The following is an 18,863-nucleotide window of genomic DNA, read 5'->3' on the forward strand; positions in this document are numbered from 1 at the left end:
CCTTCGCGATCGACGGCAGCGCCATCGATAGGAAAAACACCGGTCCAACGAGCTGCCTGCACAGCTCGCCGGACCGGAGACGCACTTCCTACGGCGCGTTCTACAGGCTGGCCCGCAATGTCAGGCCATACCGACGATCGTTGATCACAAAGTCGCGGTAGCGCGACTCGTTACCCAGGTAGCTTTCGCGACGGGTATCGAGCAGATTCACGCCGTCCAGCGAAATCGACCACACAGCATTGATGTTGAAACGCAGCGAGGCATCCAGCTGGCCGAAGCCCTTGTTGTAGACCGGCAGATTGCCGGTGCCGTTGCCTGCGGTGGTCACCAGCCAGTCGCTGCGCCAGTTGTAGGCCACACGGCCCTGGAAGCGCGACGTTTCGTAGCTGAGGATCGCGTTGTAGCTGTTCTTGGACAGGCCTTCCAGCGGCACCGTCAACGACTGGCCGTTGGTGTCGGTGGCAGTCGGGCTCGGGGCCTCGCTGTCGACGTAGGTGTAGTTGGTCTGCACGCCGAAGCCGCTCAACCAGCCCGGCAGGAAGTCGAAGAACTGCGTGTAGCCCAGTTCCGCGCCGCGGATCTTGCCCGAGTCGCCATTGACCGGACGGGTGATCTGCCACACCTGGCCGTCGTACACCTCGTTGAAGACGGCGTTGGCGATGAAGCCTTCCACCTTCTTGTAGAACAAGGTGCCGTACATCATCGAGCCCTGGCCGAAGTACCACTCCAGCGCGGTGTCGAACTGGTCGGCCTTGACCGCTTCCAGACTCGGATTACCTGCGGCACCGGTGAAGGTCGACGCACCATTGGAGGTGCCGGTGCTCAGGCTCAGGTTCGGATTGAGGCGATCGAAGGTCGGGCGCGAAATGCCGCGCGAGGCCGCAAAACGCCACTGCAGCTGGTCGCTCAGCATCCAACGCAGGTTCAAGCTCGGCAGCACGTCGGTGTAGGTCTGCTGTGCATCGACCGGAATCAGACCGCCGCCTTCAGCGTCGGTGCCGGTCCGCACGCCCTGCGAGCCGACTTCGGTCCGCACCACGCGCACACCGATGTTGCCGTCGAACGGGATGTTGCCATCCACGCCAAAGCGCAGCACGCCGTAGGCGGCGTAGGTCTTCTCGTTCTGCGTGTTGATGTTGTTGGGCGCAAATTCCAGCGGGGTGCCGCCAAAGGTCGCAAGCGTCTGCTCGTAGTTACCCACGGCCACATCGGATGCGGTCAAGGTCGGGCCGAAGGTGCTGCTCTTGCCACGGAAGAAGTCGGTGATCGGGTTGGTCACGACGCCCACAGTGGGGAACTGCGAGAACGGCGTGCCGGCGCATCCATTGATGCACATGAAACGGAACACATTGCCCTTGGTCTCGGCATCGCGGTCGGTGTAACGCACGCCGGCCTTGAAGCTGCGCACGAAATCGCTGTCGAACGCCAGATCCATATCCGAACGCCAGGCGAATTCGGTGCCCTTGTTGTCGTCTTTGTTATCCAGGTGCCAGCGCCAGCCGTTGTAGTTGTCCTGGTTGGCCAGGAAACCTTCGGCACCGCTTGCATCGGTCACCGACAACTTGGGCAGGTCGCCGCGGAAATCGATATTGAAGAACGGCGTGTTGTTCAAGCCGGTCGCCACGATGTAACGCGTGCCGGTGGTGGTGGCATCGACATACTGGAAGTCGGTGCTCAGGGTCAGCTTTTCGTTGACCGTCCACTTGGCGCCCAGCGAGTAATCGGTGGTCACCGAATGCCGCTCGGTCAGGCTGGTGTTGGAGTCGGCCGGCACGTTCTGGAAGGTGCCGTTGACGAACTCGTTGCGGTCGTTGATCTGGATGCCCGGCGTGCCCTGCATCGGGTTGGCACCGGTCAACGCGAAGAACGAATAGTCGTGCCAGCTGAAGTCGTAGTCCGAACGCAGTACCTGCGTATAGACCTCGACCGCATCGTTGGGACGCCACTGCATCGCAAACGCGCCGGTCTTGCGCTCGCGCTCGCCGACGGTGGTGTTGATGCCGGCGCCGTGCGGCACCGAGATCTGCTGGCCTTCATAGCCTGGCAGATCGGTCTGGGTATACCACGGCTCGATCGAAATGGTGTCCTGGCGGAACGGGCTCTTCTGCTGCGAGTAGTTCACCAGGATGCCGATCTCGCCGATCCCGGTCTGCCAGCGATCGCTGAACAGGCCCGAGAACGCCGGCTTGCCGTCGTCGGCCAGGTCGTAATGGTTGTACTGCACGCTACCGGCGATCTTGCGGCCGTCGTAATCGAACGGCAGACGCGTGCGCAGGTCGACGGTGCCGCCCAGGCCACCTTCGATCATGTCGGCAGACGGGTTCTTGTACACGTTGACGCCGCCAAGCAGCTCGGCCGACACGTCTTCGAAGCTCAGGCCGCGACCATCGTTGGCGGTGAAGATGTCACGGCCATTGAGTTCGGTACGCACCTGGGTCAGACCACGGATGGCGATCGAGCTGCCCTCGCCGTAGTTGCGCGAAATCTGGATGCCGGAGATGCGCTGCAACGCTTCGGCGACGTTGTTGTCGGGCAGCTTGCCGATGTCTTCGGCGACGATCGAATCGACGATCTGCTCGGCGTTCTGCTTGACCAGCTGCGCCTTGGTGACGCTGCTGCGCGTGCCGGTGACCTGCACGGTGTCCAGCTGCTGGGTGGTGGCGTCCGATGCGGGCGCGGCAGTGGTGGTCGCATCCTGCGCGTAGGCCTGCGCGCTCAGCAGCGTGGCCACACTGATGGCCATCACGGAGCGGCGGAAATCACGGATCGAACGCTGACCCACAGTCCGGCCTGCCGGAATGTGGCGATATTGCACTGACATGGTGCTCCCTCCCAGGACGCATGTACTACTCGTTTTAGCGGGCCGGTGCGCGAACGCCCTGCCCGTCGTTGTTGCTGGCCCGCATCTGCCACCCGGCAAGACCGGAGGCGCGGATGCGTGGTCGCCCTGGCGGGCAGACCTGCGGCTGCGGCGGGAGCATAGGGCGCGGCCGTCATGCCACACCAATGAAATATTCCTGGAAAGGTATTCGTTAAAACTATAGCAAGCCTGGCAAACCCGATTGCTCCGGCATCGGCAGGCAGGGTAAGTGGCCCGGCAGAAGCGGACTCGACTCTGCGAGTCCGCGCACAATGGATCCGTGATCGACGTCGCTTACCAGTTCATGCGCAGCACCAGCGAATAGCGCCGGTCGTTGACGAAGGACGAGCGCGTGTACAGGCGCGGGTCCACTTCGCCGTCCGCATACGAGGTCGGGCCCATCAGCACCTTGGTCACGGTGTTGGTCAGGTTGTTGGCCTGCACGCCCAGCTGCAGATGGTCGTTGAAGCGGTAGAAGAACGAGCCGTCGAGCTGGCCGTAGTCGTCGGCCCAGGTCGGCAGGCGCGTCGCCGCATCGCTGGTGGTCAACAGATAACGCGAGCGCCAGTTGTAGGCCAGGCGCAGCGACAGCGGGCCCTTCTCGTAGATGCCGGCAAGGTTGTAGCTGCGCCGCGACAAGCCTTCCAGCGGCAGCTCGACGCCGGTCACCGTGGTGCGGGTGTACGGGTCGATGGCGGTATTGGCGCCGCCCTTGCTGTCGACGAAGGTGAAGTTGGCATTGATGCCGAACCCGCTCATCCAGCCCGGCAGTTCGTCGAAGAACTGCGTGTAGCCCACTTCGGCGCCACGGATGGTGCCTTCGTCGGTGTTGTACGGCCGGGTCACCAGCCACTCGCGGTTGTCGTAGGTCTCGCTGCGGGTCTGGGTGGAGAAGTAATCCTTGACCTTCTTGTAAAACAGCGTGGTGTACAGCATGTCGCTGCTGTCGAAGTACCACTCCAGCGCGGTGTCGAACTGGTTGGCGGTCATCGGCTTGAGCGTCGGATTGCCCGCAGTGCCGACGAAGTTGGTCGCATTGCCGGCGTCGTCGGTTTCCACATTGAGCAATACGTATGGCTGCAACTGGGTGTAATCCGGGCGCGCCATCGCCTTGGATGCAGCGATACGCCACTGCAAGGTGTCGGTGAAGCGGAAGCGCATGTTCAAGCTCGGCAGCACATTGGTGTAGCTGCCCTGCGCGTTGTTGTCGAAGTACTGGCCGGTGTAACGGGCCTGCAGCTCCGGCGACACGTTCAAGCCGGACAGGTCCTGAAACTGACCGAAGCCTTCGGCCTGGGTCTTGGTCTGCACGATGCGCACGCCGATATTGCCGTCCACCGGCACACCCCATGCCTCGTCGTTGCCGAAGTACAGCGCCGCGTACGCGGCCTGAGTCCGCTCGAACTGGCGATTGGTGTCCTGCGGCTGATAGGTATCCGGCGCCCAGCCGTAGCCACGCAATGCCACGATCTGCTGTTGCAGCAGGTCCGACGCGCGCCGGTAGTTCTTGACCAGGCCACCGTTGGGCACCACCAGCGTGGTGGGCACGTTCACGCCGCCACGGAAGAAATTGGAGAAAGTGAACCGCGACGACTCGTCGGGCAGGTATTGCGACATGTCCGCCAGGCCGGTCGCGCTGCCGGGGATCGCCGCCCAGTTGTCCGACAACACGCCCCAGTTGTACCCGGAGTTCTTGTTGGTCTGGTTACGGTCGGTGGCGCGCATGCCAAAGCGCATGAAACGCAGCCAGCTGCTGTCCTGGAAGGTGTATTCCAGGTCCACGCGGGTGGACAGCTGCCGTCCGCGGTTCTTGCCCAGGTGATCCATCGCCGCCGCCCAGAAATAATTGGAGGGGTCCTGGGTGAAGCCCTGGTTGGCGATCTGCACGGTCGGATACTTGCCCGACACGTCATAGGTCAAGCCAGGCAGATAGGTCGCACTGAACACGGTGAAGTCCAGCTGGTCGTTCTCCGACTGCACCAGCTGCACATCGCCCTTGATCTGCAGGTTGTCGTTGAAATAGTGGCTGAAGCCCACCGACAGGTCCGAGGTGGTGGTGCGCTGTTCGGAATAGCGGTTGTCGGTATTGAAGCGCACGCCGTCACCGGTCAGCACGCCGCGCCAGGAGTTGGACACCGGCGAGCCGCGCTGGAAGACGCCGTCCTGGTCGTACTCGAAGGTGGTGCCGGGCGCCGGGCTGATGCTGTTGTTACTGTCGTTGAAGAACGCCGCGCGCTCCTGCCAGTTCATGTCGTAACGCGAGCGCAGGTATTGCGCGTAGATCTCGGTCTGGTCGCTGGGCTTCCACTGGAACGCTGCGGCAATCCCGTCGCGCTTGCGTTCGAAATCCAGCTGACGCCAGTTGACGCCACCGGGCACGTACACCTCGCTGCGCCCGCTGCCGGCCAGCACCGCGTCGTCGGTGCGCCGCACATACGGCTCCACCTGGATGCCGTCCGAGCGCGTCGCCAGTTCCGAATGGGCGATATCGATCATGAAGCCCATTTCGCCGACACCGGTGTCCCAGCGATCGCTGAACAAGAACGACGCCGACGGCTTGTACTTCTTGCTCATGTCGCCGTAGTTGACGTCGATATTGCCGCCGACGATGCGCCCCGGGTTGTCGAACGGCATGCGCGTGCGCAGATTGACCGTGCCGCCCAGACCGCCTTCGATGATTTCTGCAGACGGGTTTTTGTAAACGTCCACGCCGGCCATCAACTCGGCCGGGACGTCTTCAAAGCTCAAGCCACGGCCGCTGGCGGCGCTGAAGATGTCGCGGCCATTGAGTTCGCCACGCACCTGGGTCAGGCCGCGGATCATCACGCCACTGCCTTCGGCCGAAAAGTGGTCCGGGTCGCTACGTGCGGCAAAGTGGTCGATGGTCACGCCACTGACACGCTGCAAGGTTTCGGTGACGCTGCGGTCGGGCAGCGCGCCGATGTCTTCGGCACTGACCGAATCCACGATCTGGGTGGAGTCGCGCTTGATCACCTGCGACTTGATCAGGCTGGCGCGCACACCACGCACCTCCACCGTATCCAGGTCCACCGCGCTGGCGCCGGCCTTGTTCGAGGCAGCGCCCGGCGACGATTGCGCCTGTTGCGCATACACCGGTGCAGCAAGCAACACGCCTATGCTGACGGCCATGGCCGAGTGACGCAGATGTTGCAGACGACGGGCGCGCACGCCCGTACCTGCCGAGGCATGGCTTGAAAACTTGAACATCTGAATCCCTCCCAGGACGCAAGACGACTGAAGACTGGTTGTCGCGGCGCAAAACGCCCCGCGTGATCGGGTGGAAACAGGCACTGATGCCGATCTCCACCGTTGCTCAACTTGGCGGCTTGGCCGCCGATCACCTGCCCGACTTCACGTGCGCTTCAGCGTGCGATCTGGCGCACAGATATAGGCGCACGGTCTAGCGCCAGCCAATGAAAAATTCACGGACTGGTATTACTTCACGGAATAGAAATGGAAGAGCCCGCTAGGTAAGGGATTCCGGCCCGCGCAGACCGGGGTACAAGCGGCGCGCAGTGGTCCGCAGCGCTTGCAAGATGCGCTCGGCGCCCGGCGGCAGGATGTAATCGCGCCGACGGATGATGCCGAACGACTCCATCCGCACCCCCAGCTCGATCGGCAGCACCGTCAGCAACTTGGCCTGGATCAGCGGCGCCACCGATTCCACCGGCAATGCAGTCAACATGTCGGTGCCGCGCAACAGCGTGGAAGTCACCGGCAACGACGAGGTTTCGATGGCGTTGGTCGGCGTCTGCACGCCGTGCTCCATGAACATCGAGTCCAGCCGCGCGCGCAGCACGCTGTCGGCCGGCGGCAGGATCCAGCCATACCGCACCAGATCCGCATGCTGCAGGCCGACGCGGCTGGCCAGCGGATGGCCGGCACGGGCGATCACCGAATGCGGCTCATCGGCCAGCGGCTCGAATTCCAGTTCGCCCACGCCTTCCGGGCCGAGGATGCGGCCGATCACGATGTCCAGCTGACCATCCAGCAACTTGGCAACGAGCGGGCGGCTGTAGTCCATCTCCACCCGCACCAGGATGTCCGGAAACTCGCGTTTGACCTCGGCAATGGCCTGCGGCACCAGATTGGTTCCTGGATTGACCACGGTCCCGATCGAGGCCTGGCCCATGCGGCCGGCCCGCAACGCGGCGATTTCTTCCTGCGCGCGGCCAATCTCCGACATCGCCGCACGGGCACGCCGGATCAGCACATGGCCGTACCACGTGGGCTCCACGCCGCGGGCATGCCGCTCGAACAATTTGACCCCCAGCATGTCTTCCATCTCGGCCAGCAGCTTGGATGCGGCCGGCTGGGTCATGCTGGCGGCCTCGGCCGCACGCAATACCGAGCGTTGTTCGTGCAGATGCAGCAATAGCAGCAGTTGACGCGTCTTGAGGCGGGCTGCGTTGAACCAGGGAGTACCGGAATTTGCCATGGGGTGCGGTTGCGGCTGTGTATTCGTCGGAGGAATAGAATATGCCGAAAATTTCATTTGCAGCACATATCTCCCCAGGCGAGGCTAGCGCTCGCCGCAGCAGGAGCCCCTACCTCCCGGGCGCGGCCAGAACAGACGTGACCGCCTTTGATCAGGTGGCAGCACGCACGCCATGACCGCGGAGGTGGACGACGATGACGGCATCTTGCCGGCCACTTGCAGGCCGTAGCGGTAGATATGTCGCGCATCACGCGCGCATCGACCACCCGGGCGCCCACCCACCCGCGCTTCGTTTTCTTCTCCGGATTGCACATCGGCAGCACCTGCTTGCCGCGCGCAGTCGCGCAAGCTCCCACGACGTTGCCGGCCATCTGGCCACCAACGGCCGCTTTCCGCTCTATCGCGAGTAACACCATGACCTCAGACACCACCGCCAGCCTGTTCGCCTTGCCACTGATCGCCATCCTGCGTGGCATCACGCCGGAAGAAACGCTGGACCATGTCGGCGCACTGATCGACGCCGGCTTCGATGCGATCGAGATCCCGCTCAATTCGCCGCGTTGGCAGCAGAGCATCGCCCTCGCCCAGCAGACCTATGGCGAGCGCGCCTGGATCGGTGCCGGCACCGTGCTGCGCAACGAAGACGTCGACACCCTGGCCGACATCGGTGCGCGCTTCATCGTCACCCCCAACACGCGCCCCAGCCTGATCCGCCATGCGGTGTCGCGCGGGCTGACCGTGGTGGCCGGCTTCGCCACCGCCAGCGAGGCGTTCGACGCCATCGATGCCGGCGCAACGATCCTGAAGCTGTTCCCGGCCGCGACTTATGGCGCTGCGCATGTGCGCGCGCTGCGCTCGGTGCTGCCCACCCACATCCCGGTCTACGTGGTCGGCGGCGTCAGCCCGCAGACCCTGGCCGGCTTCATCGCCCAGGGCGCCGCCGGCGCCGGCATCGGTGGCGAACTGTACAAACCCGCGCAATCACTCGAAACGACCCAGACGCATGCACGCAACTTCGTGCAGGCCTACCAGGAACTGCAAGGATGAAGATCACCCGCCTCACCACCTACCACGCCGCACCGCGCTGGTTGTTCCTCAAGGTCGAGACCGACGAGGGCATCACCGGCTGGGGCGAGCCGGTCATCGAAGGCCGCGCGCGTAGCGTGGAAGCGGCCGTGCACGAACTGGCCGGCTATGTCGTCGGCAAGGACCCGGCGCGCATCAACGACCTGTGGCAGACCATGTACCGCGCCGGGTTCTACCGCGGCGGCGCCATCCTGATGAGCGCTATCGCCGGTATCGACCAGGCGCTGTGGGACATCAAGGGCAAGGCGCTGGGCGTGCCGGTGTACGAGCTGCTGGGCGGGCTGGTGCGCGATCGCATGAAGACCTACCGCTGGGTCGGCGGCGACCGCCCCGGCGCCATCATCCAGCAGATCACCGACTACCGCGCGCTGGGCTTTGACACCTTCAAGTTCAACGGCACCGAAGAAATGAAGCTGATCGACAGCGCGCGCGCCGTCGATGCCGCCGTGGTCAAGGTCGCTGAAATCCGCGAAGCCTTCGGCAACACCATCGACTTCGGCATCGACTTCCACGGTCGCGTCGGCGCGCCGATGGCCAAGGCGTTGCTGCGCGAACTCGAACCGTTCAAGCCGCTGTTCGTCGAAGAACCGGTGCTGGCCGAACAGGCCGAGTACTACCCGCGCCTGGCCGCCAGCACCTCGATTCCGCTGGCTGCCGGCGAGCGCATGTTTTCGCGCTTCGAATTCAAGAACGTGCTGTGTGCCGGTGGCATCGGCATGGTGCAGCCGGACCTGTCGCATGCAGGCGGCATCACCGAGTGCGTCAAGATCGCCGCGATGGCCGAAGCCTACGACGTCGGCTTCGCCCCGCACTGCCCGCTCGGCCCGATCGCGCTGGCGGCGTGTCTGCACGTGGACTTCGTGTCGCACAACGCGGTGCTGCAGGAACAGAGCATCGGCATCCATTACAACGAAGGCGCCGACCTGCTCGATTACGTCATCAATAAAGACGATTTTCAGTGCGTGGATGGCAGTATCGCCGCACTGCCCAAGCCCGGGCTCGGTGTGGAGATCGACGAAGAGATGCTCAAGCGCGCAAACGAAAATCCGCCTGACTGGCGCAACCCGGTGTGGCGCCACGCCGACGGCAGCATCGCCGAATGGTGAGCATGCCCGAGCACACCGCCGTACTGGCGGTCGACAGCCGCTGCACACATGGCGAAGGCGTGTTGTGGTGCGAACAGCGCGAGGCGTTGTACTGGGTCGACATCAGCGAAAAACGCCTGTGGCGGCATCATCCGGCCAGCGCGCAGACACGCTACTGGACGCTGCCCGATCGCCCCGGCTGCCTCGGCCTGATGGACGACGGCCGCCTGCTGATCGCACTGGCCAAAGCCATCGGCATCGCCGACCCGGACAGCACCGAAGACGACGTGTTGCCCTTCGAAAAACTGGCCGATATCGAGGCCGACAACCCGCTGACGCGCAGCAACGATGGCCGCGCCGATCGGCACGGCAATCTGGTGTTCGGCACCATGGACGAACACGACAACAAGGCCGCGCGCGGCGCGATGTATCAGTTCTCGCTGGCACATGGCTTGCGCGCGTTGCCACTACCGGGCGTGTCGATCCCCAACTCGATCTGCTTCAGCCTCGACGGCCGCACACTGTATTACTGCGACTCGGTGCGCCCGCAGATCCTGTGCTGCGATTACGACCCGGAGACCGCGCAAACCAGCAACACGCGCGTGTTCACCACCCTGGACCGCGACGACGCCGAGCCGGACGGCTCGATCATCGACAGCCAAGGCCATCTGTGGAATGCGCAATGGCGCGCCTCGCGCGTGGTGCGCTATCGCCCCGACGGCAGCGTCGAGCGCATCGTCCACCTGCCGGTCAAACACCCCACCTGCAGCGCCTTCGGTGGCGCGGCGCTGGATCGCCTGCACGTGATCTCCTCGCGCCTGGACCATAGCGCCGAAGAACTCGCACGCATGCCCGAAGCCGGCGGCCTGTTCGTCTGCGACGTCGCCACCGCCGGCCTGCCCGAAAGCCGGGTGGCCAGCGCATGATCGCGGTCGATTGGGGTACCAGCAGCCTGCGCGCCTACCTGCTCGACGCCACCGGCGCCGTGCTCGATCAACGCCGCGGCAGCGACGGCATCCTCGCCTGCCAGGGCCGCTTTGCTGACGTCCTGAGCACATTGATCGACGGCTGGGACGGCCCGGTCGTGCTGTCGGGCATGATCGGCAGCCGCAACGGCTGGGTCGAACAGGCCTACCTGCCCTGCCCGGCCGACACCGCCGCATTGGCTGCGGCCATGCGCCGCTACGACGATCTGCTGCCCGGCCGCACGCTGTGGTTCGTCCCCGGCGTCAGCACCGGCGCGCAGCATGGCGTGCCGGATGTCATGCGCGGCGAAGAAACCCAACTGGTCGGCCTGATCGCCGCACTTGGCGACGGCGACCACATCGCCTGCCTGCCAGGCACGCACAGCAAATGGGCGACGATCGCCAACGGCCAGCTGACCGACTTCGCCACCGTCATGACCGGCGAGCTGTACGCGGTGCTGCGCCAGCACAGCATCCTCGGCAAGCTGATGCCCGACGACCATTCCGATCTCGATGAGGCCGCATTCCTGTCAGGCGTGGATCGCAGCGCCGAACCTGGCGGCCTCAGTCACCACCTGTTCGGCACCCGCACGCTGGGTCTGTTCGACCGCCTCAGTGCACAGGCCCTGCCCTCGTACCTTTCGGGTCTGCTGATCGGCCACGAGCTCCGCGAGCATCGCGGCAGCCACGCCACTGTGCACCTAGTCGGCAGCCCCGCCCTGGCGCAGCGCTACGCCCTGGCGTTGACGCACCTGGGCGTCCCCACCCAACAACACCCGGAAGACCTGGCCGCCACCGGCCTGTTCGCGCTGGCCCGGCAACACGGCCTGACCTGAGTGCCCGGAGGGGGAGACAGGATGCAAAGCCCCTCTCCCCGTGGTGGGAGAAGGCTCGGCTTGCGCGCCAGCGGCGCTCGCGCCTTGGAGCGCCCGCGCCGCAAGCGCGGGCCGGGACGCGGAGCGGAGGTTGGGGTGAGGGTACGGCGGAAGACAGCCAACCCACCTAGCGAGATCCAGGCATCACGACAACCGCAGACCACGACCAATCCATCATCTGCGCGGCAAACAATCTCCGTCCCACCTCACACCCACCACCCGACTGCTTTAGAATTACCAGGCTAAACGCCGGATTCCGCCATGCCTTTTGTTGTCACTGAAAACTGCATCAAGTGCAAATACACCGACTGCGTCGAGGTCTGCCCGGTGGATTGCTTCCACGTCGGCCCGAATTTCCTGGTCATCGACCCGGACGAGTGCATCGACTGCACCCTGTGCGAGCCCGAGTGCCCGGCTAATGCGATCTATCCGGAAGATGACGTGCCCGCAGGCCAGGAAGGCTTCGTCGCGCTCAACGCCGAACTGGCCAAGGCCTGGCCAGTGCTGACCGTGCGCCAGGAGCCCCTGCCCGATGCGGCAGACTGGGACGGCAAGCCGAACAAGCTACCGCTGCTGCAGCGCTAAGGCGCTGTCCCGGCGCGCGACAGCATCGCTGCCCGCTAACCACACCGCAACAACGCAAAACGGGCGCCCTGAGCGCCCGTTTTGCTGTCCGGTAATGGCCAAACCACTCAGCCGCCGAGCTTGCCCTTCAGCGCGCTGATCACCGCCACCGGTGCAGCGGCCGTGGCTGGCATGCCGCGCGGATCCACTGCCGACACATAGCTGCCCGCCTCGACCTTGACCACGCGCACCAGGAAGCTGGAACCCTCGTAGCTCACGTCGTAGGAGCCCAGCATCTGCGCCTTGCTGGCGACGGTCAGGCCGGGAATCTCGGCCAGCGCCGTGCCGACCTTGGCAAACACTTCATCGCGCTCGCCCGGCACGGTGAAACCGCTGTTGGCGCTTGCCGACGGCGGGGTATTGGTCTGCTGGGTGGTCGATGCCAGGGTCGGCACCTTCATCGCACCGGAGGTGTCGGGCAGGTTCAGATCCGGCGGCACTTCCAGCGGACGGGCTTCCGGGGCCAACGCATAGTCGCCGCGCGCGCCCTTGTGAAACCAGCTGCAACCACTCGTGGCGGCGACAGTGGCGGTCGCCAGCAACGCGAGCGACAGCACGCGGACGGGGGAAACGGAATGACGCATCGATAGATCTCCTGGGTCAGGCCGCGAGCATTTCGCGGCTGGAAAGTGCTTCCAACGCAACAGCGTCGGCGGCAAGGCGGTCGGCGGCAGGCTGGTGCGCCGCAGAAAGTGGCAGCAGCGGCAAGCGCAGGCCGTGCCCGATCCCGGCGCGCTGCAGCAGCGCCTTGACCGGGATGGGATTGGATTCGATCCCGCAGAAGCTATGGTATTCGCTCAGGCGCGCATCCCATGCGAGGGCGGCATCGCGCTGGCCATCGCGGGCCAGATCGCACAAGCGACGGTACGCCGACGGCAACGCGTTGGACGCCACCGAGATCAGCCCTTGGGCGCCGGACAGCATCGATTGCGCGGCACTGCCGTCATCGCCACTGAGCACCACGAAGGAGTCGCTGCGCAACGCCACCAGCGCGGCGACGCGCTCGGGCTCGCTACGCGCTTCCTTGATGCCGACGATGTTGGGGTGATCGACCAGCTCGGCCACCGTCTCCGGCAGCAGATCGCAGCCGGTACGGCCGGGGACGTTGTACAACACCACCGGCAACCCGCCGCTGTCGGCCACGGCCACAAAATGCGCTTTCAACCCTGCCTGGGTCGGGCGCACGTACGGCGGCGTCACCACCAGCGCGTATTGCGCGCCCAGCGCGGCGGCGCGGCGCGTCTGCGCAATGGTTTTTGCGGTGCCGGACAGCCCGGTACCGGCCAGCACCGGCACCCGGCCGGCGACCTGGGCCACCGCGGCGCGCAGCAATGTGTCGTATTCGTCGTCGCTCAGCGCGGCGGCTTCGCCGGTGGAGCCGGCAACCACGATTCCCTGGACGCCAGCGTGCAGCTGCTGCTCCAGCAGCCGCCGCCAGGCATCCAAGTCGAGTGCGCCGTCCGGCCCGAAGGGGGTCGCCAGCGCGGTGATGATGCCGGAAAGGGACAAGATTCTGCTGCTCTTACGTGACAAGGGGAGGCCCGCGCGCACGCGGGTTGCGACCGCCTGCATGTTACTTGCGGCGCGAAACCACGGGCAAGTATGCTGGTCACCGCCAGGGCGCCTGTCCGGGCGGCCATTCAGCCTGATGCAATGCCGGAAGCCCCTTTGACTGACTCTACACCCCGGCCCTCGCCGACCGAAAATCACCTCCTGATCAACGCCTATACGACGCATCCGGAGTCCCCCCTGTTGCCTGTCACCCGCCGCATCGCCGACAGCGGCTGCAATCTCGTGGACGCTCGCCTGGCCACGGTGGGGCGCGATGTCTCGGTCACCGCACTGGCGACCGGCTCCTGGGATTCGGTCGCCAAGCTCGAAGCCATGCTGACCCGGCTGGAACGCGAGGAGGGCCTCAAGCTGGTCTGGTACCGCACCGGCCCCAAGCAGACCCAGTCCAACCTGTTGCCGTACATCGTCGAAGTGATCGCCGCCGATAAGCCGGGCATCCTGTTCCAGCTGGCCGATTTCTTCGACCGCCAGGGCATCACCATCGAAAACCTGCAGAGCACCCGCTACCGCGCCATGCAGACCGGCGCGGAGATGTTCTCGGCGCAGGTGACCATCGGGGTACCGGCCAACATGCACATCGCCGCGTTGCGCGATGATTTCCTGGAATTCTGTGATCACCTCAATCTCGACGCGATCATGGACCCGATGAAGTTCTAAGGCAGACGCACCGATGGCCATCGCCAAATCCGCGCTGAAACAGATGTTCGATCACATCCGCTCCGAGACCGACTGGAATCTCGACGGCCCGTTGCGCTGGGAATACTTTTTCGCCGACCCGGCGCAGCAGCCGCTTCAACAACTTTCCGAGCAGCTGACCCAGGACGGCTATCGCGTCATCGACATCTTTCTCGGCGAACGCGACGAAGACGACGGCGACGATGAGGAGTCGTATTTCCTGCATGTGGACAAGCGCGAACACCACACCATTGAATCGCTGAATCAGCGCAATGCAGAGTTCGATGCACTCGCCAAACGTTTCCATGTAGCTGCTTATGATGGGATGGACGTCGGGCCGGCCTGATCGGCCGCCGACCGCCTCTCCCCTTCAGGCTGAGCAACGATGACCGACGCTGTACTGGAACTGCCCGCTACCACCCTCGACCTGCCGCTGGCGCTGTCCGGCGGCACCCAGACCACCCTGCGCGGCTATGCCGGCACGTGGGTGGTGCTGTACTTCTACCCGAAGGACAGCACGCCCGGCTGCACCACCGAAGGCCTGGACTTCAATGCCTTGCTGCCGGACTTCAAGAAAGCCGGCGCTGCCATCCTGGGTGTCTCGCGCGACTCGGTGAAGTCGCACGACAATTTCTGCGCCAAGCAAGGCTTCAACTTTCCCTTGATCAGCGATGGCGACGAAGCCTTGTGCCGCGCTTTCGACGTGATCAAGGAAAAGAACATGTACGGCAAACAGGTGCTCGGCATCGAGCGCAGCACCTTCCTGCTGTCGCCCGAGGGACGCATTGTGCAGGCCTGGCGCAAGGTCAAGGTTGCCGGCCATGCCGAGGCTATGCTGGCTGCCGTGAAGGCGCACGCCAAACAGTGACGCCCCTCGTTTCCCCTGTCCTCCATCACCCTGCACACGCAGGCGTGATGGCTCGCCCCTGCTCCATCACTTGGAAGACCCAATGACCCGAGGCAAGCGCATCTACGTGCTGGACACCAACGTGCTGATGCACGATCCCACCTCGCTGTTCAAGTTCGAAGAACACGATGTGTTCCTTCCGATGCAGGTGATCGAAGAACTCGACAACGCCAAGAAGGGCACCTCCGAAGTCAGCCGCAACGCGCGCCAGGTCAGCCGCTTCCTGGACGAACTGCTGGAAAACACCAACGCCGAGCAGATTCAGGCCGGCATTCTGCTGAGTCACCCGCAGGGCATCCAGCTCAAGGGCCAGGCCGCGATTGGCCGGCTGTATTTCCAGATTCACCCGATCGACCCGGGCCGCACCTTCGGCGCGATGCTGCCGGACAACAAGATCCTGGCCTCGGTGCTGGCGCTGCGCGAAGAAAACCCGGATGTGCCGGTCATTCTGGTGTCCAAGGACATCAACCTGCGCATCAAGGCCTACATCAGCGGCCTGGTGGCAGAGGACTACCAGAACGACCGCGCGCTGGACGATTTCAGCCTGCTGTTCACCGGCGCCATCGAGTTGCCGGAAGACTTCTGGCAAAAGCACAATGAGGACCTGCGCAGCTGGAACGAGCGCGGCCGCACCCATTACGAGATCGTGCTGGCCGACGACGAAGACTGGTACCCCAACCAGTACCTGTATCTGCCTGGCGAAGACGACGTCGAACTGCGTGTGGCCAAGGTCGGCGGCGGCAAGGCCACGCTGTGCCTGGTGGATGATTTCCGCCACACCCAGCACGCGGTCTGGGGCATCGCCGCGCGCAACCGCGAGCAGAACTTTGCGCTCAACGCGCTGATGGACCCGGAGATCGATTTCGTCACGTTGCTCGGCACCGCCGGCACCGGCAAGACCTTGCTCGCGCTGGCCGCGGGCCTGGCGCAGACGATGGATCAGCAGCGCTACCGCGAAATCATCATGACCCGCGCCACCGTCAGCGTGGGCGAAGACATCGGCTTTCTGCCCGGCACCGAAGAAGAAAAGATGACGCCGTGGATGGGCGCGCTCACCGACAACCTGGAAGTGCTCACCCACAACCAGGACGGCGGCTCATGGGGCCGCGCGGCCACCAACGACTTGCTCGCCAGCCGCATCAAGATCCGCTCGATGAACTTCATGCGCGGCCGCACCTTCCTGTCGCGGTATCTGATTCTGGACGAAGCGCAGAACCTCACGCCGAAGCAGATGAAGACGCTGATCACCCGCGCCGGCCCCGGCACCAAGATCGTCTGTCTGGGCAACGTCGAGCAGATCGATACGCCCTACCTCACCGAGACCACGTCCGGCCTGACCTACGCGGTGGATCGCTTCAAGGCCTGGCCGCACAGCGCGCATATCACGCTGCGCCGTGGCGAACGTTCGCGTCTGGCCGACTTCGCCTCGGAGGTGCTGTGATGCGAACGCTTCGCAGCGCTACAGCCCTTGCAGTGCTCGCGCTGGCCGGCTGTGCGACCACGCAAGCGCCCTCTACCGTACCGACCAACCTCAAAAGCGGGCAGTCGTGGATCATCACCCGTCAGAGCGTCGCCGAGCAGGTGCTGGACACCTGCTCGCGCGACAGTCCGGCGCGTCATCCGGGCCAGATCACCGGCTATTGGGAACCGAGCCATCAACAGATCGAGCAGCTCGAATCCCGGCAGGATGCGTTGACGCCAAGCATCGCCGAGCCGCGCGAGTTCGACCGGCAATATGTGGGCGTGGTGATCGAGGGCCAGCAACTGATCTATATCAACGCCTTCAAGCTGCCCAACGACCCGCCAGTGAAACCGGCCAGGGAAGCGATCAAGGTCTGCGACGGCGGTAGCGCCTTCTGGGGTGCGCTGTACGACCCGCAGACCGGCGCGTTCTCGCAGATCGCGGTGAACGGCACGCCGTAACACCGCCCACACGTCAGCATCGCTGCGCCATTCCTGCACAGCCGCCAGCCGGCAGTGCAGAATCGGCGCATGACCACGCCCAGCACGCTGTCCGCATTGACCATCGCCGGCTCCGATTCCGGCGGTGGTGCCGGCATCCAGGCCGATCTCAAAACCTTCGCCGCGCATCGCGTGCATGGCTTGTCGGCGATTGCCGCATTGACCGCGCAGCACACGCGCGCCGTCACCGCCGTGCACATCCCGCCGATCGCATTTTTGCGCGCGCAAGTGGATGCCTGCTTTGCCGATTTCCAGATCCAGGCCGTCAAACTCGGCATGTTGGCCAATGCCGACGTCATCCACTGCGTGGCCGATCTGCTCGAAGCCCATCGCCCACCCTTCATCGTGCTGGACCCGGTCATGGTCGCCACCAGCGGCGCGCGCCTGCTCGAGGACGCGGCACTGGATGCGCTGCGCACCCGCCTGTTGCCGCTGGCAACCTTGATCACGCCCAATACGCCGGAAGCCGAGCTGCTGACCGGCCGCCGCATCGACACGGCCGACGCCGCCGAACATGCGACCGCCGCGCTGCTGGAGCTGGGCGCGAACGCTGTTTTGCTCAAGGGCGGCCACCTGCATGAGGGCGCGCGCGTGATCGATCGCTTCGATGACGGCGTCACCCAGGACGTGTTCATGCATCCGCGTGTCGACGTCGATGCGCACGGCACCGGCTGCAGTCTGTCGGCAGCGATTACCGCGCAACTGTGCCAAGGCCTGTCGCTGCTCAATGCCTGCGAAGCAGCGATTGATTACGTGGCGCGCGCCATTCGCCTGGGGCAGCGCCCAGGGCACAGCGAGGTACTGGTGCTCGACCACTTCGGCGCCGCTCCAGCGGTATGAGCGTGCATAGCGAAGGCGTGCATAGCGACACGCTGCCCGCCAGCGCAGCCGATGGACATCGCTGGCAGGTGATTCGCAGTGCACCAGCGCAACCGACCGCCAGCTTGCTGTGGCTGCCGGCATTGGGCGTGGCAGCTCGGCATTACCAAGCGTTCGCCGATGCATTGGCCGCTACCGGGATCGCGGTCTACCTGCACGAATGGCGCGGCAATGGCAGCAGCACGCTGCGCCCATCGCGCCAACACGACTGGGGCTATCGCGCATTGCTTGCCGACGACCTCCCAGCCAGCCAGGCGCTGGTGGATCGGCATGACCCGCACTACCCGCGCATCGTCGGCGGGCACAGCCTGGGCGGGCAGCTGGCCTGTTGTCATGCCGCGTTGCAGGCGTCGCGAGTTTCTTCGCAACGCGACTCACCGCTGGCGCAGCTGTGGCTGGTTGCCAGCGGCTCGCCGTACTGGCGCAATTTTCCGCGCCCGATGCGCTACGGGCTGCCGCTGGCGTATCGCGCCCTGCCCTGGCTTGCGCGCGTGCAAGGCGTGCTGCACGGGCGATCGCTCGGCTTCGGCGGCACCGAGGCACGCAGCCTGATCGCCGACTGGGCGCAGGTCGGCCGCAGCAATCGCTATCTCGCTGCAGGCAGCACCTGGGATCTGGAGCGCGCACTGGGCGCGTTGACGGTACCGATCAAGGCGCTGACCTTCGACCACGATCACTTCGGCCCGGCTGCGGCGTTGCATGCACTGCTGCAGAAGATGCCGCAGGCGCATGCCGAGGTGCAGCAGTTGGACGATGCGCAACTGGGCGTGCGCAGCGATCACTTTGCATGGATTAAGGCACCCGCCGCCGTCGCGGCTGCGCTGCAACGCACGCGTGCCGATGCGGCCGGCGACAATCGAATTTCACAAAGGGATTGACGAGTACGTCGGGCATCCGCATAATTCCGCTCCTGA

17 protein-coding genes are annotated in these 18,863 nt (G+C 64.8%); 12 read left to right on the forward strand and 5 right to left on the reverse strand.

What is annotated here, in order from left to right; translation table 11 throughout:
* Positions 1-100 precede the first annotated feature (100 nt).
* From ASF90_RS00040 to ASF90_RS00050, 3 genes are all read right to left on the reverse strand, one after another.
* On the reverse strand, positions 101-2,821 hold the full coding sequence (locus ASF90_RS00040; RefSeq protein WP_055844198.1) for a TonB-dependent receptor: 2,721 nt from the start codon (positions 2,819-2,821) through the stop codon (positions 101-103).
* Positions 2,822-3,154: 333 nt separating this feature from the next.
* A complete protein-coding gene (locus tag ASF90_RS00045) occupies positions 3,155-6,088 on the reverse strand; it encodes a TonB-dependent receptor (RefSeq protein WP_055844200.1) in 2,934 nt (977 codons plus the stop codon).
* A 259-nt stretch (positions 6,089-6,347) separates the two neighbouring features.
* Complete coding sequence (locus ASF90_RS00050) at positions 6,348-7,319, reverse strand: LysR family transcriptional regulator (protein ID WP_055844203.1); 972 nt, start codon at positions 7,317-7,319, stop codon at positions 6,348-6,350.
* Positions 7,320-7,733: 414 nt separating this feature from the next.
* On the opposite strand from ASF90_RS00050, the gene ASF90_RS00055 reads away from it, so the two are divergent.
* The 5 genes from ASF90_RS00055 to fdxA all read left to right on the forward strand — a co-directional run bounded on the left by ASF90_RS00055 (position 7,734) and on the right by fdxA (position 11,915).
* Positions 7,734-8,366 (forward strand): 2-dehydro-3-deoxy-6-phosphogalactonate aldolase, encoded by a 633-nt coding sequence (locus ASF90_RS00055; protein ID WP_055844207.1) that lies wholly within the window; start codon positions 7,734-7,736, stop codon positions 8,364-8,366.
* On the forward strand, positions 8,363-9,511 hold the full coding sequence (gene dgoD, locus ASF90_RS00060; RefSeq protein ID WP_055844210.1) for a galactonate dehydratase: 1,149 nt from the start codon (positions 8,363-8,365) through the stop codon (positions 9,509-9,511). The genes ASF90_RS00055 and dgoD overlap by 4 nt, the downstream gene beginning before the upstream one ends.
* Positions 9,505-10,416 carry an SMP-30/gluconolactonase/LRE family protein gene (locus tag ASF90_RS00065; protein WP_055844212.1) on the forward strand — a complete coding sequence of 304 codons (912 nt, stop codon included), beginning with the start codon at positions 9,505-9,507 and terminating at the stop codon, positions 10,414-10,416. Before dgoD ends, ASF90_RS00065 begins: the two co-directional genes overlap by 7 nt.
* Positions 10,413-11,291, forward strand: a complete 879-nt coding sequence (locus ASF90_RS00070) for a 2-dehydro-3-deoxygalactonokinase (protein ID WP_055844215.1) — start codon at positions 10,413-10,415, stop codon at positions 11,289-11,291. The genes ASF90_RS00065 and ASF90_RS00070 overlap by 4 nt, the downstream gene beginning before the upstream one ends.
* A gap of 300 nt (positions 11,292-11,591) precedes the next feature.
* The gene (gene fdxA, locus ASF90_RS00075) at positions 11,592-11,915 is read left to right on the forward strand and encodes a ferredoxin FdxA (protein WP_005994928.1); all 324 of its coding nucleotides are present in this window, start codon (positions 11,592-11,594) and stop codon (positions 11,913-11,915) included.
* 107 nt (positions 11,916-12,022) lie between these two features.
* On the opposite strand, the gene ASF90_RS00080 is transcribed toward fdxA, so the two are convergent.
* Together ASF90_RS00080 and dapA are read right to left on the reverse strand one after the other, a co-directional pair.
* Positions 12,023-12,538 carry a hypothetical protein gene (locus ASF90_RS00080; protein WP_055844218.1) on the reverse strand — a complete coding sequence of 172 codons (516 nt, stop codon included), beginning with the start codon at positions 12,536-12,538 and terminating at the stop codon, positions 12,023-12,025.
* A 16-nt stretch (positions 12,539-12,554) separates the two neighbouring features.
* Positions 12,555-13,463: a 4-hydroxy-tetrahydrodipicolinate synthase gene (gene dapA / locus ASF90_RS00085; protein WP_055844221.1), complete on the reverse strand. Its 909-nt coding sequence runs from the start codon at positions 13,461-13,463 to the stop codon at positions 12,555-12,557.
* Between the two features lie 93 nt (positions 13,464-13,556).
* Here dapA and ASF90_RS00090 point away from each other — a divergent pair, with 93 nt between their 5' ends.
* From ASF90_RS00090 to ASF90_RS00120, 7 genes are all read left to right on the forward strand, one after another.
* Complete coding sequence (locus ASF90_RS00090; protein ID WP_115511939.1) at positions 13,557-14,183, forward strand: glycine cleavage system protein R; 627 nt, start codon at positions 13,557-13,559, stop codon at positions 14,181-14,183.
* 13 nt (positions 14,184-14,196) lie between these two features.
* Positions 14,197-14,547 carry a ribonuclease E inhibitor RraB gene (locus tag ASF90_RS00095; protein WP_055844224.1) on the forward strand — a complete coding sequence of 117 codons (351 nt, stop codon included), beginning with the start codon at positions 14,197-14,199 and terminating at the stop codon, positions 14,545-14,547.
* Between the two features lie 39 nt (positions 14,548-14,586).
* On the forward strand, positions 14,587-15,069 hold the full coding sequence (locus ASF90_RS00100) for a peroxiredoxin (protein ID WP_055844227.1): 483 nt from the start codon (positions 14,587-14,589) through the stop codon (positions 15,067-15,069).
* Positions 15,070-15,151: 82 nt separating this feature from the next.
* On the forward strand, positions 15,152-16,549 hold the full coding sequence (locus tag ASF90_RS00105) for a PhoH family protein (protein ID WP_055844239.1): 1,398 nt from the start codon (positions 15,152-15,154) through the stop codon (positions 16,547-16,549).
* Positions 16,549-17,031 (forward strand): hypothetical protein, encoded by a 483-nt coding sequence (locus tag ASF90_RS00110; protein ID WP_055844240.1) that lies wholly within the window; start codon positions 16,549-16,551, stop codon positions 17,029-17,031. Before ASF90_RS00105 ends, ASF90_RS00110 begins: the two co-directional genes overlap by 1 nt.
* Before the next feature lie 69 nt (positions 17,032-17,100).
* The gene (thiD, locus tag ASF90_RS00115) at positions 17,101-17,910 is read left to right on the forward strand and encodes a bifunctional hydroxymethylpyrimidine kinase/phosphomethylpyrimidine kinase (RefSeq protein ID WP_055844242.1); all 810 of its coding nucleotides are present in this window, start codon (positions 17,101-17,103) and stop codon (positions 17,908-17,910) included.
* The gene (locus tag ASF90_RS00120; protein WP_055844246.1) at positions 17,907-18,827 is read left to right on the forward strand and encodes an alpha/beta fold hydrolase; all 921 of its coding nucleotides are present in this window, start codon (positions 17,907-17,909) and stop codon (positions 18,825-18,827) included. Before thiD ends, ASF90_RS00120 begins: the two co-directional genes overlap by 4 nt.
* Positions 18,828-18,863: the final 36 nt, after the last annotated feature.

Origin of the sequence: Xanthomonas sp. Leaf148 (assembly GCF_001423585.1) — a bacterium.
Lineage (GTDB): Bacteria > Pseudomonadota > Gammaproteobacteria > Xanthomonadales > Xanthomonadaceae > Xanthomonas.